Here is a 26,903-nt window from a genome sequence, read left to right on the forward strand (position 1 = left end):
AGGTTTTTACCATGAGCAAAAGTTTATCCCTGTGGTTCGCCGTTTCATCCATTGTCCTGCTGACAGCAGCCGCTATATCGATCAGTTATTCCGCATGGCTCGCTATTTTACTCGGACTTCTTTCTGTAGGCAATATCGGCTGGGGCTTTGTGGTCAAGGCCCGCCAACGCCGCTCCTAGCCCATCCTATCACGCACCGGATTGCGTTGGCTGCCTGCTGCTTTGACTATATGTGCTTTTAGCGTAATTGGGGTAAAAAGCCCATGCGCTCTTTGACCGCAGTCAGCGTGACTTCAGCGGCTTCTCGCGCACGCTCTGCGGATTGGGCCAAAATACGTCCAATCTCACCGGACTCCCGGATGTCATGGTACCGCTGCTGAATTGGCTCAAGTGTAGCTACAACAGCCTCTGCCAGTTCTTTTTTGAACGTGCCGTACATTTGACCTTCAAAGCGATCCTGTACTTCTTGGAGCGACAAACCGGAACATTGGCTATAAATGCCCATCAGATTGCTAACTTCCGGTTTACCTGCCGGATCATATCTAACCTCACTACCAGAATCGGTAGTAGCGCGGCTGATTTTTTTGCGAATGACTTTCGGTTCGTCCAGCAGAGCAATATAGCTACCAGCATTCGGGTTGCTCTTGCTCATTTTTTTGGATGCATCATCAAGGGACATAATTCTCGCCCCTACTTCAGGAATGTAAGGTTCGGGAACCGTAAAATAATCTCCATAGCGGTGATTAAAACGGCCTGCCAAATCACGTGTCAGTTCCAGATGCTGTTTCTGGTCTTCACCTACCGGGACAAGATCCGCATTGTAGAGCAAAATGTCCGCTGCCATCAGCGACGGATATACGAATAGCCCCGCTCCTACGGAATCCTTGCCAGCCGCTTTGTCCTTGAACTGGGTCATACGTTCCAACTCGCCCATATTCGTCAGTGTTGTCATCAACCATCCCAATTCAGCATGCTGAGGAACATGGGATTGTAAGAAGACGTTGGATTTCTCTGGATTAATGCCTGCTGCGATAAACAATGCTGCTACCGCCTCAGACTGCTCGCGCAATTGAGCCGGTTCCTGCGGTACGGTAATTGCATGGAGGTCTACAACCATAAAGTAACATTGGTGATCCTCTTGTAATTTTACGAAATTTTTCATTGCACCGATGTAATTGCCCAAAGTAAGTTGTCCGCTGGGCTGAATGCCCGAAAGTACAGTTTTCATGTTCATCATTCCTCCTAAGATTTAATTCATTTTGAACGCAAAAAGGCCCCGCATCCTCAAGGGACGCGAGACCGTGGTACCACCCTTATTCATTGCCGCCAGCCTAACACTTGTCGGGACTATGTCCATGGCTGCCAGCAATCTTAAAACTCCGTTAACGGGGAGCAATCGGCCGTCATACTGAGAATGGTCAAATCCCGTTCTGTACGGCACTCCAAGGTCCATTCAGCAATACAGGCTCACCGATTCTCATCTACCATCGGCTTTCTGAAGAGCTTGTGCAAAGCTTACTTGTCCTCATCATCGTGTTTCCATGTCATTACTTTCTAAATTACATTTAATGATAATTCCGTATAATGTTATTGTCAAATGATGATTGTGCCCTGCGATCAAAAATCTGTTATCATAATGACACAAAGCTTCAACCGATTATAGTGGACAAAGGAGCATGGAATATGAAACAAGTGACCAAAGAACACTGGAACGGTTACGACACGTATGTTTTACATAGCCCTGAGCTGGAAGTTACAATGATCCCTCGCCTCGGGAATAATATTATTTCAGTGCGTGATCTGAAGCTGAACCGGGATATCGTACGGCGTCCCGGCGAGGAGGAATTGGCTTTTTATTTACAAAAGCCTTATCATTTTGGCTTGCCGATTTTGATCCCTCCAGGGCGAATCCGCAAAGGACAATTTGAGTTTGATGGTGTTTCATATCAGTTTGACCGAAACACAGCCAACGACAATCATATACACGGCCTGCACCGCAACCAATCTTGGCGCTGCAGTGATATTGAAGAAGATGAGGAAGGTTGCAGCGTAACTACCGAGCTTCTGACAGAAAATGATCCGCACTGGATCGAGCAGTTCCCCACTCCTTTGCGTCTGGAGATGACTTACCGCTTGCAGGGTTCTGTATTAAGTCAAACGCTGCAAGTAACGAATCTGGGGGAAAAAGCAGCACCATTTGGCTTGGGATATCATACCTGGTTTATGGTGGACGGAGAACCTGAGCGCTGGCGCCTGAAGCTGCCTGTGAACGGAGTATATGAGCAGGATGCTGAACAGCTCCCTACGGGTAAAATTACTGCTTTGGAGGATTTGGAACAGCTCTCTTCAGGGCTCTCTCTGAAAGGAACGAACCTGGACACTCTGCTGCGGGCATCGGAGGGTCCTGCTGAAGCTCTATTGACTCGTGATGACGGTTATCAGATTCGCTATACAGCAGATGAGCAATACTTTAAGTATTGGGTGTTGTATACCAAAGGCGAATGCGATCAATATCTCTGCATTGAACCTTATACCTGGCTGTCTGACGCTCCCAATTTATCTGATCCTGTCGGAGAAGGTGGATTGATTCGTCTGGAGCCACAGCAATCCATCAACCTCAAGACTCAGATCCACATTCATCAACCATAATTCTCCTTTTTATACTTTCCTTCCTTCGGCGCATATTTTCATAACACTGTCGCATACTAACCTCATCACAGCCGAAGGAGGTGACTACACATGAATGAGGCCAATCAAGGCAGAGGACGTCGCAGCAACACTCTGGTCGTTCCTCAAGCCACCAACGCACTGCAACAACTGAAATATGAAGCTGCGCAAGAACTGGGCATCACCATTCCGGCAGACGGTTACTATGGTGATATGCCATCCCGTGAGGCTGGTTCTCTGGGAGGCTATATCACTAAACGCTTAGTACAGCTGGCCGAACAGCAATTATCAGGTCGTTCAGGTCAATAAGCGTCATTATTCCACATGAGCATTTCGTTCATTGTATTTTAACAAAATGCGCGTTATGACGAGCATATAACAAAGGCGGTCTCCCTATGGGAGGCCGCCTTTCCTTTTATTCTTTTATGGATGATTATTCCGAATTGGCCGCTCGATCTCGATATGTAGGCTTATTATAACGGATCATGAGATTCGCCATGTTATAGTTCGATTCCAGCGTGGCATCCACCAGAATGATCCCCTGTCTTACAGCAAAATCAAAAGCAATCTCACCGTGAGTCCAGCTACGCTTGTGATTTAACGTTTCCAGGGCCATGTGACGAAAATCCTCACGATGCTTCACGGATAATCCTGGCTCTACAACTGCAAATGTGCCTCCCTTTCCTGCAATCGGATTATGTCTGATCCCAAATTTTCCAATTACATTATTGCGTATTTGTACAAATACGATGCCTGACGACAAACCCGCCAGCTCATGATCCAGCTCTTTAAAAACGATATCCAGCTGTCTCATTAAAGACAATTGACCTAAATCTTCTTTCATAAAAATCCTCCCATATACCTGTTTTGAAATTTTTAATAGGTCTTACGACTCAATTATATGTGAATATTTTTAACGTTACAATCAGAATCAACATAAATGGGTATTTATAACTATTATCTAAGTATATCCACTAATTTAAATTTCGCTAACAGGTAACATCAATAACATTTTTACATATTATGACGTTATTCTTCATTTTCTGCATTAAATACAAAAAAGGCCTCCCTTGCGGGAGACCTGCTTCAAGTGTATTTCTGTTAGTCTGTCATTTGCAAAAATTGCTCAATGTCCTGAACGGTAACTTGCGCAGCATTACGCCAGAAGTCAGATTGTGTTAGATCGGTACCCAAATGCTTGAATGCCAGTTCTTCCACCGTCATGCGACCTGTATCACGCAGTAAAGCATCATATTGATCGGCAAAACCGTCTGGATTCTTTTTCGCAAAAGCGTAAATCCCTGCACTGAACATGTACCCGAATGTATACGGGAAATTGTAGAATGGCGTGTCCGTAATATAAAAATGCAGCTTGGACGCCCAAAAATGAGGGTGCACCTCATCCAGAACACCGCTGAAGGCTTCACGCTGCGCTTGCTCCATTAACTCGCTTAGCTGCTGCGCTCCTACGACCCCTTTTTTCCGCAATTCGTAAAACCGGGTTTCAAACAGGAAGCGGGCGTGAATGTTCATGAAGAAGGCTATTCCGCGCTGGATTTTGTCCTCTAGCAAAGCGACCTTCTCCTGACCTTCGGCAGCTTCCAGCAAAGCATCCGACACAATAAGTTCTGCCAGCGTCGACGCTGTTTCAGCCACGTTCATGGCATAATTTTGATTCAGCGGATGTAATTCGTTCATTACATGCTGGTGATAACCGTGTCCAAGTTCATGGGCCAGTGTCGAAACGTTGGAAGGTGATCCGGCATAGGTCATAAAAATACGGGTCTCTTTGCTGAGTCGCAAGGATGTACAGAAGCCACCAGGACGTTTTCCTGGACGATCCTCTGCTTCAATCCAGCTTTTCTCAAAAGCCATTTGGGCAAAGTCAGCCATTCTTGAACTGAATTTGCCGAATTGCTCAACAATCGTAACGGCTGCGTCGTCGTAAGAGATTTTAGTGGTCGATGTCCCCAATGGAGCCTCAACATCATGCCAGGACAGCTTCTCTAACCCCAGCAATTTCGCCTTCCGTTCCAAATATTTGACCAGAATTGGCTTTGTATCATTAATAACCTGCCACATGGTATCGAGCGTTTGTGCTGACATACGACTAATTTCGAGCGGCTCCTTAAGCACGTCTGTCCAGCCCCGGTTTTCATATAGCTTGAGACGAAACCCTGCCAGGTGATTCAGCGTATCCGCACAATAGTCCTCAACCTGAGTCCATGCCTCCTCCCAACGTGCAAACACGTCCTGACGCACACTGCGATCCGGTTCATCCAATTTATTAGCCGCTTGCCCAACAGACAGGTTTACGATCTCGCCATTCTCTTGTACAGGAATCGTCATATTTTTGACAATCGTATCATAAAAGTCACCCCAGCCATGGTAGCCGTCTACACCCAAATCCAATGCAAGGCTCTCTAGCTCAGGTGCCATTTTCTCACGTGCTTCATTCCGGTATTCAGTCAGGACAAAAGAAATCGGCTTGATGGCTTCACGCTCCATCCATTTCTGCCAAATGTCTTCACTGGTTTGTGCCAGCAGGTTCTGGAAAGATACCAAAGCACTTTTCCCCTGTGCGTACAGTGTATTCACGCGTGCCCCCAGTTGGACAGCAAGCTTGTCGTGCTGGTTTTGAGCAGTGAGACAAGAAACAAAGGAACCCGCCTGCGACGCACCATTAAACAGCTCCTGCATGCTATTCAGCACACTATCCAGACGCTCGGTATCCAATACCGTCTGTGGTACATTCACAGCTTTAAGCTGAGATTGCAATTGCTGAACTTTGCCCTCCAATTCCTCCAAAAATGCCTGAAATGAAGCAGAGGAGGAGCCTCCACTGAATATAGATTCCAGATCCCATGTTTGCTTTAACGGTGTTTTCATAATAGTTCCACCTTTCTTTTTGGCGAATTCATGTGGTTTCATATACAATAAAGCTACATCGTGATGATAAAATCACTACAATTGGGAGGAATACAGGATGAGACCCTTACAAATTTCGCCGGAAACGGCTGTGAAATTATCCGAAAAGCTTGGCATTCCGCTGGAACACCTTATGCATACACCCCAGCACATTTTGATGCAAAAGCTGGCCGAACTGGCCAAAGAAGAAACCACTGACCCGAACGGCGGAGAGTCGGACAAATCATGATCCCTTTTCATAAAACCTGGCCTTACGACATTGTCATGGGGGACGTTTATGTACAATCTTGTCCGTTTTGCGAACATGAGAATGTTTTGCTACCCCTGAAACCAAAAGAGCTTAAGCTCATCCATGAAGGTATGAAAAAGCTGCTTGTGTTCCCATGCTGCCATAACAAGATAACTTTGGTGGATTGTGATGCCGATTATTTGCTGTCAGATAGCACACTCCGCCATCATTAATTCATGAGGCAGTTGGCAGTTGCAAGACAAGATAACCCGTTTTACAAACAAGGTGTGAACCATGAGCCTGAAGCGGCCATAGTACACACCTTTCTTTTCTTAAGAAGAGCTTGCGTCCTGCATTTCCTCTGGCAAACTGATATCCTTAGCCAGCATTTGCTCTCGCAGTACAGTCCATTGTTCACGGGAAGCCCGGATCATCGCCGCATCCATAATTTTCTTATCATTAATGACACGCGAAAACCAGCGCACCGCTTCGTTAAAATTGCCTATGCGCCGATTCAGCTCTCCAATCAGATAGAGCAGCTTCGCATTATTCGCTCCGACACCTTCCAGCTCATACACCCGGATGTAGGCATCCAGGCTAAATTGGAGAAAACGAAGCTCCTGCTCCTCATTTCCCTGGTATCGGTACATCCATGCAATATGCTGCAACAAACTGGCGATCACCCGGTCCTTTTCACCGATAACCTGCGCGCAGAGTAAAGCCAGTTTATACGTTTCTAACGCCACTTCCCAACTGCGGTGACCCGCATATTCACGGGACTGCCACCGATTGCCAATTTTGTCTTTAAAAAGCTTGCTTTGCAGACTGCTTAACTGAACGATAGAATGCTCTGTTGAGGTAAATCCGCAATGGGGACAGACACGTACGACGTAAAAATCGGGATTTTCATTTTTGTAATACGCACAAAAGTCTGAATCCGTACGAATGGCCTTTTTCAGGCTTGGTCTGACACGGGAGGTCTGAAAATCCTGTTCACAATGCGGACAAACGATTTTAATCTGATATAACGGTTCAATTTCCAATGTGTTTACAACCCTCTCCAAAATTCGGAAATCCCCGTAAGCTTACGGGGTATTTACAAAATGATGCGCAGGACCGGACAAACGGTTAAGTATGATTAAACGAAGCGGCTCCTCAATGCCCGCATCCGTTAACGCCCCCGCCATACAAGTCAACCATGCCTCTGCTCGCTCCTCCGTTACGGGAAACTTCATATGTCTGGCACGTAACATCGGATGACCATATGCATCGGAAAACAGGGACGGACCTCCAAAAAACTGGCTCAGGAACATGAACTGTTTTTCCTTAATTGGTTCCATGTCTTCAGGGAACAGTGGACTTAACAATGGATCTTTATACACTCTCGGGTAGAAGGCCTCAATAATAGCACGAACACCTTCCGCACCCCCAAGATTGTCATAAATGCTCAGACCAGGATTCACTTTTCCCCCAACTTTCTGTGCTATGGTAATAAATATACACCCGTATTATAACAAAAAACAAAAAATGACGCTAAAAATAAGCGTCATCTTATCATTTGTACATATGAAGACAGGTTTGCTTGGTTATATACAGCACCGTCAGCTATGAATATAACTAATTATAACTAATAACTTCGCCAATCCTCTTCACCGGGATGGACGCGAGAGACACGAATAACATACACAAAAGCACAGACAAGCAAACCGGCAACGATACTCATCCTGATCACTCCATCCTTAAGGTTATGGATCGTTGTTTTCCTATTTTAACATACTCTTTACAAAAATACAGCTTTTCATGCAATCGCTTTCTTTATTTTTTTGTACTCTTTGTCCTTCCCCGACATAGGAATAATAGTACAACTCCAAAGGAGGGGCCTCTATGTCGCTGTACCGTCGTTACTCGCTTCCTTTGCTCATCCTTATACTACTGTCCCTATTTGTGCTTATGGCCGCATATCCGCAATCTTCGCTGAATGCCGGACTGCGTGGTCTTGCCATCTGGTGGGACGTGCTGTTCCCTTCTTTATTCCCGTTTTTTGTGATTTCCGAGCTACTCCTCGGTTTCGGAATTGTTCATTTCATGGGTGCGCTGCTAGACCCGCTGATGCAGCCTCTTTTCCGTGTACCTGGCTGCGGAGGCTTCGTCGCTGCAGTCAGCTGTGCATCCGGCTACCCGATAGGGGCCAAACTAACAGCCAAGCTGTGGGAACAACGATGGATTACCCGCATTGAAGGAGAGCGTTTGGTCGCATTTACAACTTCCTCTGATCCCATCTTTCTGATCGGTGCGGTTTCCGTCGGCTTCTTCCATCAGCTAGAAATTGCACTCGTACTGGGTGCAGCCCATTACGGTGGTGTGCTGATCATCGGCCTGCTCATGCGCTTTCATGGTTCCCGTTCAGGGGATGCTGATATTCATGGCGGGCAATCTGGACCAGCGTCCGGTAGTACCTCGGATGTAAAGACAAGCACGTCCCCTGTACGGCAGCCGGGGCAGCTGCGTCAAGCCCTGTATGCCATGCATGCAGCGCGCTTGGAAGATGGGCGTCCGTTTGGCGAGCTGCTCCGTCAGGCGATTACTTCCTCTCTACGCCTTATTATTGTCGTAGGAGGGCTGGTTGTATTCTTCTGCGTTATTCTGGAGGCTTTGACGAACTCAGGTTTAATGAGCGGCCTTCGTCTGGTTACGGCGAGCTTATTGACTGTATGCGGTCTTCCTCCTACGTTAACAGAGTCTATTGTGGGCGGTATTTTCGAGGTCACCTTAGGAGCACAAGCAGCAGGTGAAGCCACAGGAGCGGCGTTGCCGTTCAAAGTGGCCGCAGCAGCTTTTGTTCTCTCCTGGGGAGGGCTGTCTGTTCATGCGCAGGTCGCAAGTATTTTAAATATGACAAATCTACGATATATGCCATTTTTGCTGGCACGGGCTGCGCACGGTGTCATCTCAGCACTGCTGGCTCTTCTGTTATGGCGTCCGCTAATGGGCCAAGGAAGCTCGCCCGTGTTTTATCCGATATATGACATCACATGGTCCCCCGGCTTTTCGTCTGCCATGCTGTTGCAAAGCCTCCTGCTCCTTGCCTGCCTGCTCGTAGGGATGCTGGCTCTCTCCTGCTTGAGCGTCGGTACAAGTCACTTATTCGCATGGTGGAAAAGGACGTACAGGCAATGAACGATTGTGTTCTTGCTCATAATTGATTATGATCGGTATATACCCATGACAAAGGAGCTTTTCATCTTGAGATATTATGTTCTGGATCGCGGGGATCAGCACTCCATGGACTTGAGCCAGCAATTTCACCGTCTTGCCCAACAAAAGAATTTCAAGCTGGATGCCGAATCGCCGGAAATCGTCGTGTCTATTGGAGGCGATGGTACGATGCTTCATGCGTTTCATACCTTCATCGACCGAATTCCGGATATTGCCTTTGTTGGTGTACATACCGGTCACCTGGGCTTTTACGCTGATTGGCATGCGGACGAGCTGGAGGAGCTAATCGACCTGATGAGCCAAAGCGAATCTGAGGGGTTGCTTAACCCGAGAATCGTCAAGTATCCGCTGATTGAATTGGAGATTCGCAAAAAGTCTGGAAATGCCTCTTTTATCGCCTTGAATGAATTCACGTTAAAAGGCGTAGATGGTACTGTTGTTGCCCAGGTAGATATTAACGATATTACCTTTGAAATGTTCCGTGGTGACGGCATATGCGTTTCGACGCCTTCCGGAACGACTGCCTATAATAAAGCACTCGGCGGAGCGATGGTTCATCCCACCATTGAAGCCTTGCAATTAACGGAGATCGCTTCCATTAATAACCGAGTATATCGGACACTGGGATCGCCCTTGCTCCTGCCCAAACACCACCATTGTGATATTTTTTCGCGAAAGGAACAGCGTCTTTTATTGACTGTAGATCACCTGAACTTTCCTGTGGATGATCTGATCTCTGTTCGCTGTCAGGTCTCAAGTCAAAAAATCAGCTTCGCTCGTTATCGCCCTTTTCCCTTTTGGGATCGGGTACGCAACGCTTTTCTCAATTAGAACCTGTAAAGGAGCCGACTTCGGCTCTTTTTTATTTTGAGTAAGAGGTTCGGGACTTTCACCCTAAAGATACCGCACTTACATACAAACAAAACGGTTCCTGAAACTCAGGAACCGTTTTGTTGTGGAGCTATGAATGTTTTATTCTTTTTGCTGATCTCAGCTTTTTCGGCTCTGATAGCAGCCCCCGCCTGACGTTGGCCATCGGAATCACGCAAAACACGGGATTGACGCCCCTCCCTGTTTTCCTTGGCTTGACGCTCAAAGCGTGATCCACGGGATTCCTTTTTGTCGAAATTCCCTTGCTGCTGACGTTGTCTCCGTGGCTCCCGAGCCTGCTGCCCTTCTCCCGGATTGCGTCCATCCTTTGCTTCACGCGGTTCTCTCGGCTGACGCGATTCACGGGTTTCACGTGACTCACGCTGCCGGTTTCCTTCGCGTCCTTCTCCGGGTGGACGACTTTCCCGAGCTTCACGTGGCTGGCGCTCACGCGCTACCTTGGCTTCCTGACGTTGCAATTCGCGTGGTTCACGAGCTTCTCGTGATTGCTCCGTTGGCGGCTCCTCCGTTATCGTGGAATCCTGCTGCGATTGCGTCCATTCCCGTTCTACAGCTGTATGTTGCAATTTTTCTTGCTGCTCTTCAGTTTCTAACGTTTCCGCTTGTTCCTTTTGAGCATCTACCAGCTGTTGTATGTCAGGGGCAATGGATTCATCATTGCTTCCGTTCTTGTTGAGCACTTCACGGCTTTTTTGCAGCACAAAATAAGCACAACCGAAATTGCAGTATTCATTAATGTAATCGTCCAGTACCACTATGGATGTGTCCTTATTTGCTTTGGGGTGCCCTTCTCTATAAAAACCCTTCAGACGCAGCTGATTGTAGCCCCAATCACCAATAATATAATCATAGCGATCCAGCACTTCACTGTATCGATCACGAAATGCTTCGGGATTCCACCCGTTCTTGTGATCCTGCAACACTTCATAGTTTTTACCGCCGATTTGAAACAAGCTAATCTGACCGCCTTTCCCGGATCAAGCCTGCGAAAGGGTGCCTTCTTCCTTATGCCGAGCAGCAGATTTCACCTGCTCATGCGCTTGGTAGGAGCTGCGGACCATCGGACCGGATTCGACGTGGCTGAATCCCCGTTGTAATCCCTCTTCCTTTAACTTCGCAAAATCTTCCGGTGGATAATATTTTTGCACAAACAAATGCTTCTCGGACGGTTGCAAATATTGTCCAATTGTCAAAATATCACAATCAATTTTACGCAGATCATCCATGGCTTGCAAGATCTCGTCCCACTCTTCTCCGACACCCAGCATGATGCTTGATTTGGTCGGAATGGATGGATTCAATTGCTTCGCACGTTGAAGCAACTCCAGGGAGCGACGATATTTCGCCTTGGCCCGTACTTTATCCGACATGCGTTCCACGGTCTCAATATTATGATTCAAAATATCCGGCTTGGCATCCATGACGATACGCAGCGATTCAATGTCGCCCATAAAATCGGGAATCAATACTTCTATACTGCAAAAAGGTACTCGGCGGCGAATGGCACGGACCGTTTCTGCAAATATAGTAGCGCCCCCATCCTTCAAATCGTCACGAGCCACACTGGTTACGACACAGTGTTTCAAGTTCATATTTTCAGCTGCTTCCGCAACACGTTCAGGCTCTTGCAAGTCCAGTTCCGTAGGCATTCCCGTATTCACTGCGCAAAAACGGCACGCACGTGTACAAATATCACCCAAAATCATAAATGTCGCTGTCCTGTTGGCCCAGCATTCATATATATTAGGGCATCGTGCCTCCTCACATACGGTATGTAATGTCTTGGAACGCATCATGCTCTTGATTTCCTGGTAACTATCACCTGTCGTAAGTTTAATACGAATCCAGTCGGGCTTTGCTTCCTTTACTTTTCTAGACAATGGAATAGACCTTCTTTCTATGAGCTTAAGCTGTCATTGCCATACATTATAACATGAAAGCGATGGGAAAATCTCCATTCATTGTTCCCTTTTTGATATGACATTGATGCCGGAAAAGTAAATTCTTGATATGGATAAAAGTAACGGTTATGGTTCAATCTAAATTAAAGCGCTTTTGCTCATGCCATGGATTGCGGGGCTAGAATTTACCTGGGCGATTCAAGCCCTCAAAAGGAGGTCGGTTCACGTGTCTTACCCTATACGGACAGCCCATGCTGTTCGTCTGTTATCGCTGCTGTTATGCGCTATTACACTGACAACATCCTGTCCGCTTCCTGCTCATGCCTTTGACAAGGACTTACAGCCATCGTCTTCCCGGAGTACCCCGAAAGCCAAAGTGAATACTCCACAATCTCAAGCCACATTGTTTACGTCCAGGTTTGCTTTATATCAATCCATCGAAGCCCTGACCGGGATTCCTTGGTACAGGCTGGCTGCGATCGATCAATATGAACGAACACTTACGGTGGCCCATCCCAAAGACCGCAAGCATGCGGAACGGATCACGGGTATTTTTATTACGGGACCTGTCTGGTCCGGCCTGATGAACCCGGATTCAGATGATCAAATTCCACGCTCCATTGAAATGTTTTCCGGACTGGGACAAGACGGCTCAGGTGATGGAATCGCGAGCCGCGATAATGACAGGGATCTACTCTTTAGCCTCGCTTCATATCTCGGGAAATATGGGAACACCGAGGATGAATTTGGTATTGCTGTATGGGAATATTACCACAACACCCGTGCAGTTCAAAGAGTCCAGCAGTTTGCCAAGCTGTATCGGACATATGGCAGGCTGGATCTTGGCAACCAGGCCTTCCCGCTCCCATTGGGCAGCATTTACAGCTATCGCAGCACTTGGGGCAGTAGCCGCAGCTGGGGGGGATACCGTATACATGAGGGAACTGATCTGTTCGCTGGGTATGGAGTTCCGGTTCGCAGCACCTGCTACGGTGTAGTCGAAATGAAGGGCTGGAATCCATTCGGAGGATGGCGAATCGGCATTCGAGATCTCAACAACCGCTATCACTACTATGCACATCTTTCCGGCTTTAACAAAACCGTTCACAACGGAGATATTGTTACGCCCGGTCAGACGGTTGGCTGGGTCGGAAGCTCGGGCTACGGGAAGCCCGGTACCCAAGGCAAGTTTCCACCACATTTGCACTACGGTATATATCGGGATAGTGGCTGGACAGACTGGTCCTTTGATCCGTACCCGTTATTAAGACAGTGGGAACAATCCGAACACAAAGCGCTCAAAACAGGCAAGACAAAAAGGACCTCCTCGTAAGGTCTCTTTTGCCTTGCGAAGCATTTTATTCCCTCTCGCCCTTTTAAGGCGTTGAGGTCATACTGGAGGGGCTCTCCTCTTCCTGTGTGGCTGGAACGCTTTCGACGCCGAGATCTGTAACGCCGCCACTCTCTGTCGTATGTGAAGGCAGCGCCAACTGTGGTGCAGTTGCGCCATTTTTACCAACGGGCTTGCCCTGATTATCATAATAGTACATCGGAACATTGCCCACCACCAGCAAATAAGATACCGGAATTTCCGTCTCCACAATCTGAGGCTGTATCTCAAACGGGATGACTACAGACACCTCTGTCGTAATCCGAATATACACTTCCACCAAGATCATGTTTATGCCCGCATCCTGTTGACGCGTGTTTAAATCCACCTTGATGGTCCCGTGCGGCTCCACCTTTAAAGGAATTTTCGGGCCATATGCCGCCAGCAGCGGACTATTCAATGCCTGACCAATGGGAATGCTCTCATCAAAATGACTCATGCTGTCCATCGTTGCTTTGACTGCTTTGAGCGTATCTGACGTAATTCTCATGTGCTCCGCATAATTGAGAACAAAACCGGACGTTCTCCCTTGGGCATCCGTTCTCCATTCGATCAGATTATCAGCCGTCTTGCCCTGTTCGACCTGTGCAGTTATGGCTGAATTGATGGCCTCGGTCGCCATTTGCTTGACCCGCACTTTTGCCAAATGCATCATGGGCGGCTTCAAATGCTGCTCCACATAAGCAGCCATCTGTATGATCCCTACCAGCAGCGCAAGTGCCACAATAAAAAATACTCTGCGTCTGCCGCGTCGCCTTCTGTTGGGCGCGCTGTGCCATTGCGGTCTTCTCATCATTCGATCCCCCCGCAGTGATGAACTTACCCTACAAGAATATGCGAGGGGCACACGAAAAAGAAGCCGCCCGTCCGGCAGCTCCTCTTGATGGAACAACTATATGATTTCAAATCGCAGTCTAACAAATCATTTGAAAATGTGATCGATCTTGTCGATCTCCGCCTGACTCAGCTTAACATTCAGCGTTTTCAAATTCTCCAGCACCTGCTCCGGCTTTTTCGCTCCTGGAATAAGCGCGTCAATCGAGTCGCGTGTCAAATACCATGCCAACACCACATGAGCTACCTCAGCATTCAATGCATTGGCAATCTGCCGCACCTGCTCTACTTTTTCCAGATTCTGAGCAAATGTTTCTCCCTGGAACAATGGATTGTTCGCTCTGATGTCAGTAAAGGTTGTGTCCTTCGTATACTTCCCACCCAGCAGTCCGGCAGCCAGCGGGAAATAAGGCACAAATGAAATGCCATTCGCCTTGGTGTAAGGCAGCAGTTCCTTTTCCGCTTCCCGTTGGAGTAAATTATATTCGGATTGAAGCACATCTACATAGCCGTCGCTATTCGCATCCTTCAACTGTTCAATGGAGAAATTGGATACACCAATCGCTTTAATCTTACCCTCGTCCTTGAGCTTCTTCAGTTCGCCGACTGCTTCTGCCTTCGGGGTTGCTTCATCCGGGAAATGAATATAAAACAAATCAATATAATCGGTTTGCAATCTTTTCAGACTGGATTCGACAGAGTCACGCAAAAATGCCGGCGAGTTGTCAAAAACAACCTTTCCGTTCACAAATTTGTGTGCTCCCTTGGTCGCGATCACGGCTTTATCACGATTGCCACGTTCTTTCAATACCTCACCAATCAAGCGTTCGGAGTGTTCAGGTCCGTAAATAAAAGCCGTATCCAGAAAATTGATGCCGTTATCCAAAGCTGTGCGAACGACTTCCTTGCCCGTTTCATCGTTCAAACCGGAAAAAAGGTTATGTCCGCCCACCGCATTTGCACCCAAACCGATTTGTTTTACATATAGATCTGTTTTGCCAATACGCACTTGCTCTGCCAATTCACGTCATCTCCTTTTCGAAAGTTACTTCCATTTTAATATTGGATTCCAAAAAAGGCAAAGTGCGTACATGCTGCTCTTATCCTTTAATCCCTGTTAAGGCAATTCCTTCCATGAAATACTTTTGTCCTATGGCAAACAAAATAATAGCAGGCAGCACAACAATGAGAGAAGCAGCCATCAGTACACCCCATTGAGCCGAATATATTCCTTGAAACTGCTGCAACCCAATCGCCAGTGTAAATTTGCTTTCATCATTCAGGTAAACCAGCGGGCCCATAAAATCATTCCACGTATTTAAAAACGTAAACAAGCCAATGACCAAAATCGCCGACCTCGACAATGGCAAAATAATACGGATAAAAATCGTAAAATGGTTTCCTCCATCTACAAATACAGCCTCATCCAGTTCTCGCGGAAGAGTCATGTAAAATTGTCTTAGCAAAAAGATATTAAACACGCCTCCACCAAAAAATGAAGGCAGTACCAAGGGAACATACGAGTTAACCATCCCCAGCGCCTGCCAACCAATAAAAGACGGAATCAGTGTCACCGCAAACGGCAGCATCATGCTGCTCAATAGCACGGCAAATACCTTATCCCTTCCCTTCCATCTCATTCGCGCAAAGCTATAAGCAGAAATCGTACTCGACAGAAGTACACCTGCCAAAGTCCCTGCAACGACTATAAACGTATTCACAAAGTAGCGCCCAAATGATAATTCCTCAAATGGCTGTAAGAAGTTCTCGAATACAAAAGGCTCTGGAATCCATTTTGGCGGAATCAGGAAAATTTGACTTAGATCCATCATTGAGCTTCGCACCAGCCAGTAAAAAGGAAACATGCAGAAAAAGGAGCCCCCAATAAGAACTGTATACAGTAATACCCTGCTCCAATTCCAACCACGTTTTTTCATCCTCAAGCCCCCCCGCCTTCGTAATACACCCATTTTCGGGCAGTTTTGAATAGAAAGGCGGTAAATATCAAAACGACTATAAAGAGCACCCAGGCAATTGCACAGGCATAACCCATATTGGAAAACGTAAAGGCCTCACGGAACAGATAAAATGTATAAAATAAACTGGAGTTGTTAGGCCCTCCCTGTGTCATAACGTAAGGCTGGACAAACACCTGAAAGCCTCCAATGAAGCCCATAATCGTATTGAAGAAGATAGTGGGTGATGTTAACGGAATTGTAATATATACAAGCTTGTGAAAAGCATTCCCACCGTCGATTTCGATCGCTTCATAGTAATGCTTAGGTATATCTTGTAGGCCTGCCAGAAAAATAATCATGGTCCCTCCAACGGTCCACAAGCTCATTAAAACAAGCGTAGGAATAACCGATCCTTCGCTGTATATCCATTGACTTTCCGGCAAATGCAACGCACGCAGCACCACATTTAACAACCCCAAATCCGGATCAAACAGCCACATCCAAATCATAGACGATGCAATCAGCGGCACAATGGTAGGCAGGTAAAAAACGGTTCTGAAAAAAGCCAGTCCTTTTACCTTTTGATTGAGTAATATCGCCAAAAAGAAAGCTACAATAATCTGAAGGGGTACACTCAGAAACACATAATAAAACGTAACCCCAAGTGACTTATAAAAAAACTGATCCGTTCCGTCAAATAAATGGATGTAATTATCCAGACCAATAAAATTAGCCTGAGAAGCAACTTTATAATCAGTTAGACTAAACCAGAGACTGGCGATCATCGGTCCCAGTACGAAAATGACAAAGCCGAGAATGGCAGGGGCAGCAAAGAGCCACCCCAACCCATTTTCTCGCTTGCGAATCGAAGATAATGATTGCATTCTATCCCTCTCCTTCTCCCAGAGCACTCCCTATTCCTTCGGATACGTTCCCTTAAATTCCGCATTCGCCTTCGCAGAAACCTCCTTGAAAGCTTGCTCCACCGTTTTCTTGCCAAGCCATACCTGATCCAGGGCCGGGTTAATGATGGCATTGATTTTCTCCGAGTTTTTCAGATAGTAGTCATAAGAATTGACACCGTTATGCAGCGTTTGGTTCATAACAGCATCCCGGTATCCATCCGCATGACCCGGTTTGACATCCGCCCATTTGCTAATCAGGTTTGGATCGGTATACCATTTTTTCATAACAGGCATCCATAATCCGCTGGAATGCATGTCAAGTCCGCTTTCAGCATCCAGCAAAAATTTATAAAACATCCATGCCTCTTTAGGATGTTTGGTCTTGGCAGAAATCACTTCCGGCTCGCCAAACAGGATCGTTTTGCTGCTTTTCAGCTTGGGCAATACACCCACACCGAAATTTACCTTCGATTCGCCAAGATCCAGTTGAACCCACTGTCCATCCAGATCCATCGCTACACGTTTGCTCTGCAGGGCCACGGCCGGAGAAGGGATATTTTTGGACTGCGTCGGTGACGGGGCCACATGATAAACGTTGATCAGATCAGCCATCTTCTGAACAGCTTCAATCACATCCGGATTCTCAAGATTAAGCGAGTCTCCTTTGTCTGAAATCACACTTGCGTTATTAGAAGGAATTAACAGATGCCACATCCATGTATCAAAACGAACTCCATACTGTTTGATGTTATTGGCATCGAAATCGGGACTAAGCGCATTATTTCCCGCTTTATCAATGGTAAGCTTTTGTGCCGTCTCCAAAAACTGCTCCCATGTCCAAGCCTCCTCTGCTTTTACCGGCGGCAAAGCAACACCAGCCTCATCAAACAAGTCTTTATTGTAATAAAGGGCGAAGGCCTCCTCCGTTACCTTGACACCTGCCACTTTGTCCTTATCCCAATAGATGATCGAATTGGGGATCAGGCTCTCCTTCGTGAGCTCCTTATCCTCCTTCAGAAATTCATTCAAATTATAAAGTTTGCCTTGTTCAGCCCATTGCAGAGCCTGTGCTTTATAGATGGGGAATACATCCGGTGCCTGGTTAGCAGCAAACATTGTCGTTAGCTTGGTAACGTAGTCCCCAGGGATATGCATATAGTTGATTTTGATCCACGGATATTTCTCCGTGAACCTTTTGGCGATCTCCTGCTGCACTTTCTTTTCATTGGTGCTCCCCCAACTGGCATACGTCAGTGTCACTTGCTCGTGCCCCTGCAAATCTGCCGGCTTGCTGCTGCTTTCATTAGAGCTACAGGCTGACATAAGCCCAACGATCAAGCACAGGCAGACGATCCATAACTTTCGTTTTAACATGAGTAACGCCCCCAAACCGTTTATTTTTTTGCCTTTTCGTTTGTTGCTTTGGCTGCTAAATTTATTTTAGCAAACGCTTACATTTTGGGAAGTCGCACTCTCATTGGATTGGTGTCATTTGATTAGATGTATGAGCTTTTCCGATTCGGATCAGTACAGCTGCCCCCTTGCCTTCTGGAGAGTGGAGCGTTACTCCATACTCCGTCCCGTATAGCAGACGCACTCTTCTGTCTACATTTTTTATACCTGTTGACCGGATTTCTCCAGCCTGAATTTGCCGTATATGATCTTCCTGTATCCCTCGCCCGTTATCCTCAACTTTGAAACACACCAACTGCTTCTCTATCCAGGCTGTAATCCTGATTTGACCGCCTGATTCCAATTCGGCGAAGCCGTGAATAATCGAATTTTCGACAAAGGGCTGTAAAAAAAGCTTGGGAACTTCCATCTGGAGCAACATGGGATCAATATTATATTCCACCGTAAACTTGTCCTCAAAGCGATTCTGCATAATATAAATGTATTTCTCCAGCCATTTCAGGTCTGTCTCCAAGCTCCATGTATCGTTTTTGTTTCGGGTCGTAATTTGCAGCATTTCCGCCAGATTAATGATCATTTGCCCTAATTCCTGCTGTTTATGTTCTAATGCAATCCAATACATTGTCGTGAGCGTGTTATACAAAAAATGCGGGTTAAGCTGCAAATTAAGCGCCATCAGCTCCGACTCTTTGGCTCTCAGACGTGATTTGTAATTTTCCTCGATTAAATCTTGAATCTTTCCATTCATTTGATTAAATCGGATAATGAGATCACCCAGTTCATCATAGCCTCGTTCAGGAATCCGAATGTCAAAATGACCTTTCTCCATCTTTTTCATCGCTTGTTTCATATCTGTGATAGGCTTGCTGATGTAAACGGACAGCAGATAAGCCAGGATTACAGCCATCAGCATCATAAAGCCTAAAAAAAACAAGGTGTAGGTGCGAATCGTTGACAGATGCCCCAATACATCCTCCATCGGAATAGCTATATAAGATACCCAGCCCGTCGTCTTCATTGCTTCGTAAACAAGTAATATCGTTTGGCCTTTGACGCTAACCATTTTCATCCCTTGTTCCGAGGTTATGGCATTTTTGAGCCAGCCTGCCACGGGCTTCCCCTCTTGATTCGGCCCGTCAGAGCTAATGACCAGCCCGTTCTGATCATGAATCATCCCGTAAGATAAATGTGCAAATCCGCTGCGGGCAGCGTAATCTTCAAAAACCCCTTTTAACAAATCAGGACGGAAATTCAGGACAAGTATAGGCTTCTCCTTCCCCTCTGGAAGCGTATGAAAGGTTCCGGCATCATCTATTGAGGTCAAGTGAAGCTGCTTCACAACGGCGAATAAAGAACTGAATTCATAGGAACCTTGCTTTAAATCCTGTTGATGAAATGTATCGGCATACGAATAGGAAGGAATCCACCTGGTAGCCCCCTCTGCCTCGACTGCAGTTGTTGCCAAGGGAGAAGAATAGAACGGCTGAACGGGAATATACATCCGATTGGTGCTTCCGTATGCATAATTTCGGGTCATGATCTGGGAAGAGTAAACTTCCTCCATATTGCCAAAGTATCTGTACAAAATTTTCGTAATGCTGCGATCCGTTCGTAACAGCGATGAAGAATCCGAGGTATCCACATCCGTAATCGTCTGCAGGAGCTCATGATCGATCGGTATCATATCTACGGTTTTTTGAATAGCAGCCAGCTTATTATCGAGCAGCTCATTATTACTGCGCAGAACACTTGTGACGCTATCTGTTACATTCGTAGTAATATTCTGTGCACTCGTTTCGAAGTAAACAAAACCCAGTATCAAAACTATAAAACCAGACAGCAAAAAATAGGACAGCATCAATTTCGTACGAAAGCTGCTGTCCAAAAACTTTTGGTAGACATATTTAACTTGGCGCATCGTACCTTCCTTTCCAATCATGATCATTTGAATTTCCTGCGGAATTGCTCAGGGGTATGCATTACATTTTTCTTGAAAACCTTAAAAAAATATTTGATATCTTTATAACCGACCTGTCTGCTAATTTCTGCAACCTTGGCGTCTGTATGCAGTAGTAAGTGCTGTGCCTTTTGCATCCTGAGTTTCACCATGTATTCTGTGAACGAGAGTCCAAAATGATTTTTGAACAGAATGCTAAAATAGGAAGCATTATAGTAGAAGTGTCTTGCTACAATATCCAGACTGAGTTCCTCATGTAGGTGTGTATCCAGGAAATCCTTGCACTTTTTCATGATGTGCTCGCTTTTGGTTCCCCCATGAAGCTCATGAATAAGCTCCTTGAGCCATGCTGAAATACGATCCTGGAGGTTTGAAAGAGAGGCAGCTTCTGCGACAGCATGATTCATTTGTTCTGAATGACGCAGATAAAATTCCTCACTCCATCCGAGATTTACCCGTTGCAGGCTACCCGTTAGAAGCTGTATCCATTGGGTCTTAAGCGCTTCAGGTGCCGGATAACCTTGCGTCATTCGTCTCATTAAGTCTTGCACCTTATGCATTGGCTGATTGGTCTCTTCACCAGAGATAGCGCTTTCAATAAATTTCAAAATGCTTATTTGCTCACTTGTACTCACTTCCTGTATCGGCTGCTCATCCTCTATAACGACAAGGTTCAAGCATCTGACGTGAGGTTCATAGAAACGCAGAGAAATGAGCCGATTGGCCTGTTCATAGGATTCGCTTATTTGCATCTCATCAAAATCAAAAGGCTGCCCCCAAGCAAACCAGCTTGAAATAGATCGTTGCTGCTCCATCTTCTCCAATCCCACCTGGAGGTTCCTATTGGCTTCCGCAACGTCTGCTCCGTCCTTCCAATTTACAACTGCGACCAAATGTTCTATAGAGGTTTCAAAGGGAAACACCACAGCCGCCGCCCAGGGATGCAATAATTCAAGGACCGTATTACGGAGTATAGAATTCCATTCTATTGCCCCCTCCGCTGGGAATGCACATACTCCCAACGCAAGAACTTCTCCTCGCCCCTGCCAGCCAAAGTGACTCTTTAACAGGCTTTTCTCATGAGGCTGTAACTGGTCTGTCACCCATCTGCTAAACAAATGCTCCACAAATGCGGGCATACTCTGCTCGATCTGATTCAACACCGTTTGATTGCTACTGAGCGCCTCCTGCTCCTGTTCAATCACCTGTTCCATCTGCTGAATTACTTCGATTAGCTGCTGTGATTGCACGGGTTTTACCAAATAATCATTTGCTCCATACCGCACCGCCTGCTGTGCATAACTAAATTCCTGGTAGACGGTCACTAAAATAACTTTGGTCTCACCCTGACCGGAGATTCTTAACTGCTGTAGATATTCAAGTCCGTTCATAATCGGCATTTGAATGTCCGTAAAAACTAACTGTATCGGTTGGGACAACGAAAGGGTCAGAGCTTCTTTTCCATTCTTGGCTTCCCATACCTCGTATTCGGGGCGCAGCTCCCTGACCATAGCAGCCAATCCCCGACGCTGTCTAGTTTCATCATCCACCACAAGTACTCCCAGCGGTATAGAACTCACTTTCTCCCCTCCTGACGTTATTATACATAGATGTTTTTTTACAAGTATAACACTTGCAGGCGGGGACCCATCCTATTTTCTTTTTCGCTTCATACTACGCATGATCGTTTTTGTTGCCTCATCGATCCGGTAGGATTCGATGATCTTTTGCAGCGCTTTATTGAACGTAAAATCGTCCAGCGTATTGTTCTGCAAGTAATGCATCGTAATCTCCGGCAGCTTGATATAGCAGATAGATATCGCCCATGCTACCGCCATTTGTACATAATAATCCTCACGATGAGCCTGATCCAGTAATTCAAGCACCTGGTTAATATACGGTTCCTCAATATAAAAATTGAGCAGCATAACCACGCCAAACCGAATTTCATATTCTTTTTTGGAGAATAGATAGGGCTGTATAAACTCCCATACCCGTTCCTTATGATTTTTCGTAAACTTCAATCCGGCACAAAAGCTGTCGCATACGGACCAATTATCAATTTTAGGCACAAACCTGGTGACATAACTTAATGCTTCCTCTATATTCGTTTTCACATAGCCAATAACCATCCCCTGCAGCATCACTTCCTCGAAGTAATCACTTTCAGCAGTTTCCAGGTAGAGACGCCAATCTCCTTTGGCAATAGCCTGAGCCAGCTTGCGCAACATCGGAAGACGTACGCCTAGTACATTATCAATGGTCGGAAGCAATGCAGCCGTGAACTTCTGAAAGTCCGTATCCACGTACGACAGTATTTGTTCTCTGATTGTTTTTTCCAATCGTATCCACTCCCTGATCCTTAACTAACGAAATGAAATGCTCCACAAATAAATCGAGGCCACCGATCCATAGGGCGAATAGGCTCTTCTATACTCCTCGAACTGCTTCTTGGTAAGCGTATCCAGATTATATAACTTCATCATTCCCCGCCGAATAGCGATATCGCCCCAACTGACGACATCTGGACGCTCCATGCAATGAAGCAGCATCATTTCAGCCGTCCAAGGGCCTATCCCCTGCAGCAAGGACAGTTTTTGGATCACCTGTGCATCGGAGAGCTCATATAATTCTTGTAAATCCAGCAAGCCCTGCTCTATCGTTTGGGCTATGTTCAGGATACATACGGCCTTTTTCATAGTAATGCCACAGCTTTGAATATCCTCGGCCGCCTGAATGGCTATATTTTGCGGAGTCATCGCGCCTAATTTCTCCTGCATTCTTGCCCATATGGCTTCAACCGCCTTGGCAGAAATAAGCTGCCCAACAATGGCATGAACAAGCGCCGCGAACAGATCGGGAATGACCACCCGTTCCACTTTGCCCATTTGTGACATAGCTGCGCCAAGTACGGCATCTGCGTTTTTCAGATAATGGATTTCCTTTTCCCCATAGTCAAAGTTTTTGGTGATTACAGTTTGCATTAGCTCTCCCTCTTCAACCCAAATCAGGGTTCAAACCCTTCCTTGCTCACATAGAGCTGTTCTTCCGGGAAAATGTGGAGAAAACGCTCATAAACCATTTTGTAAGCAGCCGGGTGATACCAAGCCTCCAGGCCCAACGACTCGTACAACGCACCCATATTTAAGCTTCGTGTCCGCCTTCCTCCACTGCCGTCCCCCATAAAATAATCATCAATACAGACACGGTTGACCAGAGGCCAGAGCTTATCTGCAAAATACTCGCTGCTTGGAAGTATGGGAGCGATGGTGGCCTGCACTGGTACTCCTGCTTCTTGTAACAGTTGCAGTGTTTTAAAACGGGCCTGTATGGGAGGAGCATCCGGTGTAAAATGCTTGCGGATATCCTCACGATCTGTTTCGATCGTCATACTCACCCGTACGTGGTCCTCTAATTGGAGCAGTAAATCAGCATCCCGTCGTACAAGCGGACTGCGCGTCTGTACCAACAGGAAATCCGGCGGATCTTCCACCATCACTTCCAGTAATGAACGGGTCACCTCTTCCTTGTACTCGACAGGTTGATAAGGGTCCGTGCTGGACGACATAAAAATCGTGACTTTACCTTTTGATTTGGCCCTGCGAAGCTCCTTGCGAAGAATATCTGCCGCCTGATTTTTGATATCTACCCATGTCCCCCAAGCTTCCTTCCGGAACGTAGAGACAGGCAATTGGCGCACATAGCAATACGAGCAGCCAAAGATACAGCCTGTATACGGGTTTAACGAGTGTGTATACCCTGACAGGAAGCCTGTCCCTTTATTCAGAAGAGTCTTGGGATTTTTGTAAAAATACTCATTTTTCATCATTCGCCTCGTTCGAGGTGTAAGAGCTTTACTTTCATGTCCAAACCGCCGCGATATCCGGTCAAAGCCCCATTTTTACCGATAACCCGGTGGCATGGAACGGTAATCAAAATCGGATTAGCACCGATCGCAGCTCCCACCGCACGAACAGATGCAGGCTTTTGGATCGCATGGGCAATATCTGAGTAAGATTGTGTTTCCCCATACGGAATGTCACACAACGCGTTCCACACCGCCATTTGGAACGCAGTTCCTTGAAAGTCAGACGGGATGGTAAAATTTGTGCGCTCTCCTTGAAAATATTCAATCAGCTCCTTGGCATAGGGCTGTAAGAACATCGGATCTTCAACTAAAGAACTACCGGGAAACCGATTCCCTGCCCATGAAATCAATTCCGCCACAGGTTGATTGGGCGAGCCTACATAACATAGTCCTTTAGATGTGGCTGCAATATATAAATTCCAATCCTCATGGGTCAACAATGACCAATAGATCTTCTTATTCGTGTGATTTCCCATGCTGTATACCTCCACTTTGTGCTTCTTTGGATTTGAGCTGACGATATTGCAACGGAGTGCAGCCCATATTCTTTTTAAATAACGTAATAAAGTAAGGCGTATTGGACAAACCTACGCTCTTCCCCACTTCCGCCACTGACTTATCCGAGCCAATGAGCTGTTTCTTGGCTTGCGCCAATCGGGTTTGTTGAATATATTCCATCGGAGTTTTATGCATAATCCGCTTGAAGGTACGATGTAAATGATATGGGCTTCCATGACTTATTTCAGCAAGAATGTGTAGTGTTAGGTCTTCCATATAGTGAGAATTCACATATTCTGCAACCCATGCCATCCATTCATGATCAGGCAAACGCTGTCCTGTTGGTCTGCATCTTTTGCATGGACGAAATTGCTCTGCCAAAGCCTGCTCTGCTGTTTTAAATACACGAATGTTTTCCCTTTTCGGAGGGCGGGATTTGCAGGAGGGGCGACAAAATATGCCGGTTGTCTTCACAGCGTACCAGAATACGCCGTCATAAGACTTGTCATTTTCTACAATAGCTCTCCACATGTCCTCAGTTATAGATAAATCAGATGTTCCCATTCAAATCACCTCTCTTGTACAATGCGGCCTCCCACATTATAAACCAAATAGTGAACGTATGTACCCCTTTTGGAATGTAAAGGCAAGATAACGAAAAAAAGATGACTCCAATAGAGCCACCTTAGACTTGATCTTACTTGTCTGTCTTCCTTAGGCTTGAAGCTTGCCCGGTTCAGCGGTAATCGTCAACTCATCAGCAGGTTGGCGGTATCCCTTTGACCAATACTCAGCATTTGGAATCCCCGCCTTCTCCGGGTCGAATACCGGATCTAGCCCCTGCTTTTGCTGCCGTTCGTAATCCTTAAGCACGCGGAAGGCAGGCTTGGCCAGCAGAATCATGGCGATTAGATTTACCCAGAGCATAATGCCGACGCCCATATCCCCCAAGGTCCACGCCAACGCTGATTCCTTGACCACCGTTCCGTAGAAGGTCGAGCCCAGAATAACCAGCTTTAGGACGAACATGGGCCATTTGGCTTTGTGGTCGGCAACGAGATAGGCCATATTCGTTTCTGCAATGTAGTAATAAGCGATGATGGTCGTAAATGCGAAAAAGAACAATGTAATCGCCAGCAGACTGGAGCCGAAGCCCGGAAACACCGACTCTATAGCAGCCTGCGTATATTGGGTTCCTTCTTCGATGCCAGGGAGATTGTGTACAATATAATCGCCGCCGGGTCCTTTTACATTATACATGCCTGTGAAGAGAACCATGAAAGCCGTAGACGTACACACCAAGAAGGTATCTACGTATACGGAAAATGCCTGAACCAGCCCCTGTTTTGCCGGATGAGAAACTTCCGCAGCGGCTGCCGGATGCGCACCAGAGCCTTGTCCGGCTTCGTTGGAATAAATCCCCCGCTTTACGCCCCAGGCAATCGCCGTCCCTGCCATACCGCCAAACACAGAATCCACGCCAAAGGCACTGCGAAAAATCAGCGAAAATACGCCAGGAAGCGCAGTAATATTCGTCATCATAATATAGAAGGAAATGAGAATGTAGCCAAGTGCCATAAACGGAATGACAATCTGAGCGACATTGGCAATCCTTTTTACACCGCCAAAAATAATAAGTGCCAGCAAAGCGACTACTAAAATCCCTGAGAACTTCATATCCATCCCAAACGAACTATGGAATGCTACAGCGATCGAGTTCGATTGGGTTCCTGGCATAAGCAAGCACATAGCCACCAACGCGACAACCGCAAAAATGACGGCAAACCATTTTAAGCCCGTTCCTTTTTCGATATAAAAGGCTGGGCCGCCTCGGTACAGACCATCACGCTTTACCTTATATACTTGAGCCAGTGTGGATTCAACAAAGGCTGTAGCCGATCCGATAAAGGCCATGACCCACATCCAAAATATCGCCCCCGGTCCGCCCATACCGACAGCCAAAGCAATACCTGCTATATTCCCCGTCCCTACACGCCCTGATAGTGCCATTGTAAAAGCCTGAAAGGAGGATACACCTGCCTCAGAGCTTTTCCCTTTAAATACCAAGCGAATCATCTCTTTAAGATGCCTGATTTGCAGGAATCGAGTCATGATTGAAAATAACAAGCCCACGCCCAAGCACACATATACCACCGGATTACTCCAGATGATGCTATTCACTGCTTCTGCCCATTTCTCTAACATTCCTTGCCTTTCCCCCTGATCAGTCAATAAAATTCCGGTCTATT

Annotated in this window: 28 protein-coding genes and 1 other annotated feature; of the genes, 8 read left to right on the forward strand and 20 right to left on the reverse strand. The window is 46.4% G+C overall.

The features are described from left to right. The first annotated feature begins 11 nt into the window (after positions 1-11). A complete protein-coding gene (locus KQI_RS28790) occupies positions 12-179 on the forward strand; it encodes a hypothetical protein (protein WP_169314552.1) in 168 nt (55 codons plus the stop codon). A gap of 58 nt (positions 180-237) precedes the next feature. On the opposite strand, the gene trpS is transcribed toward KQI_RS28790, so the two are convergent. Further along, positions 238-1,227 carry a tryptophan--tRNA ligase gene (gene trpS / locus KQI_RS0110225; protein ID WP_010346685.1) on the reverse strand — a complete coding sequence of 330 codons (990 nt, stop codon included), beginning with the start codon at positions 1,225-1,227 and terminating at the stop codon, positions 238-240. Between the two features lie 56 nt (positions 1,228-1,283). Beyond that, positions 1,284-1,540, reverse strand: a binding site (T-box leader). A gap of 142 nt (positions 1,541-1,682) precedes the next feature. On the opposite strand from trpS, the gene KQI_RS0110230 reads away from it, so the two are divergent. Together KQI_RS0110230 and KQI_RS0110235 are read left to right on the forward strand one after the other, a co-directional pair. Continuing rightward, the gene (locus tag KQI_RS0110230) at positions 1,683-2,648 is read left to right on the forward strand and encodes an aldose 1-epimerase (RefSeq protein ID WP_010346686.1); all 966 of its coding nucleotides are present in this window, start codon (positions 1,683-1,685) and stop codon (positions 2,646-2,648) included. A gap of 90 nt (positions 2,649-2,738) precedes the next feature. Next, positions 2,739-2,975, forward strand: a complete 237-nt coding sequence (locus KQI_RS0110235) for an alpha/beta-type small acid-soluble spore protein (RefSeq protein ID WP_010346687.1) — start codon at positions 2,739-2,741, stop codon at positions 2,973-2,975. Positions 2,976-3,099: 124 nt separating this feature from the next. Here the strand turns inward: KQI_RS0110235 and KQI_RS0110240 are convergent, their stop codons facing one another. Further along, positions 3,100-3,510 carry a hypothetical protein gene (locus KQI_RS0110240; protein ID WP_010346688.1) on the reverse strand — a complete coding sequence of 137 codons (411 nt, stop codon included), beginning with the start codon at positions 3,508-3,510 and terminating at the stop codon, positions 3,100-3,102. A 257-nt stretch (positions 3,511-3,767) separates the two neighbouring features. Then, on the reverse strand, positions 3,768-5,555 hold the full coding sequence (locus tag KQI_RS0110245; RefSeq protein WP_010346689.1) for a M3 family oligoendopeptidase: 1,788 nt from the start codon (positions 5,553-5,555) through the stop codon (positions 3,768-3,770). Positions 5,556-5,652: 97 nt separating this feature from the next. Between KQI_RS0110245 and KQI_RS27840 the strand changes: the two genes are divergently transcribed. After that, complete coding sequence (locus KQI_RS27840) at positions 5,653-5,823, forward strand: YycC family protein (protein ID WP_007431992.1); 171 nt, start codon at positions 5,653-5,655, stop codon at positions 5,821-5,823. Next, entirely contained in the window at positions 5,820-6,056 is a 237-nt protein-coding gene (locus KQI_RS29205; RefSeq protein ID WP_010346690.1) for a hypothetical protein, read from the forward strand. Before KQI_RS27840 ends, KQI_RS29205 begins: the two co-directional genes overlap by 4 nt. A 99-nt stretch (positions 6,057-6,155) precedes the next feature. On the opposite strand, the gene KQI_RS0110260 is transcribed toward KQI_RS29205, so the two are convergent. Then, entirely contained in the window at positions 6,156-6,866 is a 711-nt protein-coding gene (locus KQI_RS0110260) for a DUF2225 domain-containing protein (RefSeq protein WP_010346691.1), read from the reverse strand. Positions 6,867-6,908: 42 nt separating this feature from the next. Continuing rightward, on the reverse strand, positions 6,909-7,286 hold the full coding sequence (locus tag KQI_RS0110265; protein ID WP_010346692.1) for a globin domain-containing protein: 378 nt from the start codon (positions 7,284-7,286) through the stop codon (positions 6,909-6,911). A gap of 421 nt (positions 7,287-7,707) precedes the next feature. Here KQI_RS0110265 and ylbJ point away from each other — a divergent pair, with 421 nt between their 5' ends. Together ylbJ and KQI_RS0110275 are read left to right on the forward strand one after the other, a co-directional pair. Then, entirely contained in the window at positions 7,708-9,000 is a 1,293-nt protein-coding gene (gene ylbJ, locus KQI_RS0110270) for a sporulation integral membrane protein YlbJ (RefSeq protein ID WP_010346693.1), read from the forward strand. A 66-nt stretch (positions 9,001-9,066) separates the two neighbouring features. After that, on the forward strand, positions 9,067-9,870 hold the full coding sequence (locus KQI_RS0110275) for an NAD kinase (protein ID WP_010346694.1): 804 nt from the start codon (positions 9,067-9,069) through the stop codon (positions 9,868-9,870). A 107-nt stretch (positions 9,871-9,977) separates the two neighbouring features. Here KQI_RS0110275 and KQI_RS0110280 read toward each other — a convergent pair whose 3' ends face one another. Continuing rightward, on the reverse strand, positions 9,978-10,883 hold the full coding sequence (locus KQI_RS0110280; protein ID WP_010346695.1) for a YutD family protein: 906 nt from the start codon (positions 10,881-10,883) through the stop codon (positions 9,978-9,980). A gap of 24 nt (positions 10,884-10,907) precedes the next feature. Next, positions 10,908-11,810 carry a lipoyl synthase gene (gene lipA / locus KQI_RS0110285; protein WP_010346696.1) on the reverse strand — a complete coding sequence of 301 codons (903 nt, stop codon included), beginning with the start codon at positions 11,808-11,810 and terminating at the stop codon, positions 10,908-10,910. A 247-nt stretch (positions 11,811-12,057) separates the two neighbouring features. Between lipA and KQI_RS0110290 the strand changes: the two genes are divergently transcribed. Next, complete coding sequence (locus tag KQI_RS0110290; protein ID WP_010346697.1) at positions 12,058-13,164, forward strand: M23 family metallopeptidase; 1,107 nt, start codon at positions 12,058-12,060, stop codon at positions 13,162-13,164. 43 nt (positions 13,165-13,207) lie between these two features. Here KQI_RS0110290 and yunB read toward each other — a convergent pair whose 3' ends face one another. From yunB to KQI_RS0110355, 13 genes are all read right to left on the reverse strand, one after another. Beyond that, entirely contained in the window at positions 13,208-14,017 is an 810-nt protein-coding gene (yunB, locus tag KQI_RS0110295) for a sporulation protein YunB (protein ID WP_029390107.1), read from the reverse strand. A gap of 126 nt (positions 14,018-14,143) precedes the next feature. Beyond that, entirely contained in the window at positions 14,144-15,076 is a 933-nt protein-coding gene (locus KQI_RS0110300) for an aldo/keto reductase (protein WP_010346699.1), read from the reverse strand. A gap of 79 nt (positions 15,077-15,155) precedes the next feature. Further along, the gene (locus KQI_RS0110305; protein WP_010346700.1) at positions 15,156-15,992 is read right to left on the reverse strand and encodes a carbohydrate ABC transporter permease; all 837 of its coding nucleotides are present in this window, start codon (positions 15,990-15,992) and stop codon (positions 15,156-15,158) included. 2 nt (positions 15,993-15,994) lie between these two features. Further along, entirely contained in the window at positions 15,995-16,897 is a 903-nt protein-coding gene (locus KQI_RS0110310; protein ID WP_010346701.1) for a carbohydrate ABC transporter permease, read from the reverse strand. 30 nt (positions 16,898-16,927) lie between these two features. Continuing rightward, positions 16,928-18,292 (reverse strand): ABC transporter substrate-binding protein, encoded by a 1,365-nt coding sequence (locus tag KQI_RS0110315; RefSeq protein WP_010346702.1) that lies wholly within the window; start codon positions 18,290-18,292, stop codon positions 16,928-16,930. Positions 18,293-18,392: 100 nt separating this feature from the next. Beyond that, positions 18,393-20,249 (reverse strand): histidine kinase, encoded by a 1,857-nt coding sequence (locus tag KQI_RS0110320; RefSeq protein WP_029390108.1) that lies wholly within the window; start codon positions 20,247-20,249, stop codon positions 18,393-18,395. A gap of 23 nt (positions 20,250-20,272) precedes the next feature. Then, the gene (locus KQI_RS0110325; protein WP_010346704.1) at positions 20,273-21,868 is read right to left on the reverse strand and encodes a response regulator transcription factor; all 1,596 of its coding nucleotides are present in this window, start codon (positions 21,866-21,868) and stop codon (positions 20,273-20,275) included. Between the two features lie 72 nt (positions 21,869-21,940). After that, a complete protein-coding gene (locus KQI_RS0110330) occupies positions 21,941-22,630 on the reverse strand; it encodes a DNA alkylation repair protein (protein ID WP_010346705.1) in 690 nt (229 codons plus the stop codon). A gap of 24 nt (positions 22,631-22,654) precedes the next feature. After that, a complete protein-coding gene (locus KQI_RS0110335) occupies positions 22,655-23,272 on the reverse strand; it encodes a DNA-3-methyladenine glycosylase family protein (RefSeq protein WP_010346706.1) in 618 nt (205 codons plus the stop codon). Between the two features lie 23 nt (positions 23,273-23,295). Beyond that, positions 23,296-24,114: an SPL family radical SAM protein gene (locus tag KQI_RS0110340; RefSeq protein ID WP_010346707.1), complete on the reverse strand. Its 819-nt coding sequence runs from the start codon at positions 24,112-24,114 to the stop codon at positions 23,296-23,298. Next, entirely contained in the window at positions 24,114-24,632 is a 519-nt protein-coding gene (locus KQI_RS0110345; RefSeq protein ID WP_010346708.1) for a methylated-DNA--[protein]-cysteine S-methyltransferase, read from the reverse strand. The genes KQI_RS0110340 and KQI_RS0110345 overlap by 1 nt, the downstream gene beginning before the upstream one ends. Continuing rightward, entirely contained in the window at positions 24,613-25,218 is a 606-nt protein-coding gene (locus KQI_RS0110350) for a bifunctional transcriptional activator/DNA repair enzyme AdaA (RefSeq protein ID WP_010346709.1), read from the reverse strand. Before KQI_RS0110350 ends, KQI_RS0110345 begins: the two co-directional genes overlap by 20 nt. Positions 25,219-25,368: 150 nt before the next feature. Next, positions 25,369-26,859 (reverse strand): alanine/glycine:cation symporter family protein, encoded by a 1,491-nt coding sequence (locus KQI_RS0110355; RefSeq protein WP_010346710.1) that lies wholly within the window; start codon positions 26,857-26,859, stop codon positions 25,369-25,371. Positions 26,860-26,903 lie beyond the last annotated feature (44 nt).

It is taken from the genome of Paenibacillus peoriae KCTC 3763, from assembly GCF_000236805.1.
In the GTDB taxonomy this organism is placed as follows: domain Bacteria; phylum Bacillota; class Bacilli; order Paenibacillales; family Paenibacillaceae; genus Paenibacillus; species Paenibacillus peoriae.

What these genes read in the sequence shown, in the direction of transcription:
- KQI_RS28790 (WP_169314552.1), top strand. Translation starts at nt 12, where the DNA reads ATGAGCAAAAGTTTATCCCTGTGGTTCGCCGTTTCATCCATTGTCCTG.
- trpS (WP_010346685.1), bottom strand. Translation starts at nt 1,227, where the DNA reads ATGAAAACTGTACTTTCGGGCATTCAGCCCAGCGGACAACTTACTTTG.
- KQI_RS0110230 (WP_010346686.1), top strand. Translation starts at nt 1,683, where the DNA reads ATGAAACAAGTGACCAAAGAACACTGGAACGGTTACGACACGTATGTT.
- KQI_RS0110235 (WP_010346687.1), top strand. Translation starts at nt 2,739, where the DNA reads ATGAATGAGGCCAATCAAGGCAGAGGACGTCGCAGCAACACTCTGGTC.
- KQI_RS0110240 (WP_010346688.1), bottom strand. Translation starts at nt 3,510, where the DNA reads ATGAAAGAAGATTTAGGTCAATTGTCTTTAATGAGACAGCTGGATATC.
- KQI_RS0110245 (WP_010346689.1), bottom strand. Translation starts at nt 5,555, where the DNA reads ATGAAAACACCGTTAAAGCAAACATGGGATCTGGAATCTATATTCAGT.
- KQI_RS27840 (WP_007431992.1), top strand. Translation starts at nt 5,653, where the DNA reads ATGAGACCCTTACAAATTTCGCCGGAAACGGCTGTGAAATTATCCGAA.
- KQI_RS29205 (WP_010346690.1), top strand. Translation starts at nt 5,820, where the DNA reads ATGATCCCTTTTCATAAAACCTGGCCTTACGACATTGTCATGGGGGAC.
- ylbJ (WP_010346693.1), top strand. Translation starts at nt 7,708, where the DNA reads ATGTCGCTGTACCGTCGTTACTCGCTTCCTTTGCTCATCCTTATACTA.
- yunB (WP_029390107.1), bottom strand. Translation starts at nt 14,017, where the DNA reads ATGATGAGAAGACCGCAATGGCACAGCGCGCCCAACAGAAGGCGACGC.
- KQI_RS0110305 (WP_010346700.1), bottom strand. Translation starts at nt 15,992, where the DNA reads ATGAAAAAACGTGGTTGGAATTGGAGCAGGGTATTACTGTATACAGTT.
- KQI_RS0110310 (WP_010346701.1), bottom strand. Translation starts at nt 16,897, where the DNA reads ATGCAATCATTATCTTCGATTCGCAAGCGAGAAAATGGGTTGGGGTGG.
- KQI_RS0110315 (WP_010346702.1), bottom strand. Translation starts at nt 18,292, where the DNA reads ATGTTAAAACGAAAGTTATGGATCGTCTGCCTGTGCTTGATCGTTGGG.
- KQI_RS0110320 (WP_029390108.1), bottom strand. Translation starts at nt 20,249, where the DNA reads ATGCGCCAAGTTAAATATGTCTACCAAAAGTTTTTGGACAGCAGCTTT.
- KQI_RS0110335 (WP_010346706.1), bottom strand. Translation starts at nt 23,272, where the DNA reads ATGCAAACTGTAATCACCAAAAACTTTGACTATGGGGAAAAGGAAATC.
- KQI_RS0110340 (WP_010346707.1), bottom strand. Translation starts at nt 24,114, where the DNA reads ATGAAAAATGAGTATTTTTACAAAAATCCCAAGACTCTTCTGAATAAA.
- KQI_RS0110345 (WP_010346708.1), bottom strand. Translation starts at nt 24,632, where the DNA reads ATGGGAAATCACACGAATAAGAAGATCTATTGGTCATTGTTGACCCAT.
- KQI_RS0110350 (WP_010346709.1), bottom strand. Translation starts at nt 25,218, where the DNA reads ATGGGAACATCTGATTTATCTATAACTGAGGACATGTGGAGAGCTATT.
- KQI_RS0110355 (WP_010346710.1), bottom strand. Translation starts at nt 26,859, where the DNA reads ATGTTAGAGAAATGGGCAGAAGCAGTGAATAGCATCATCTGGAGTAAT.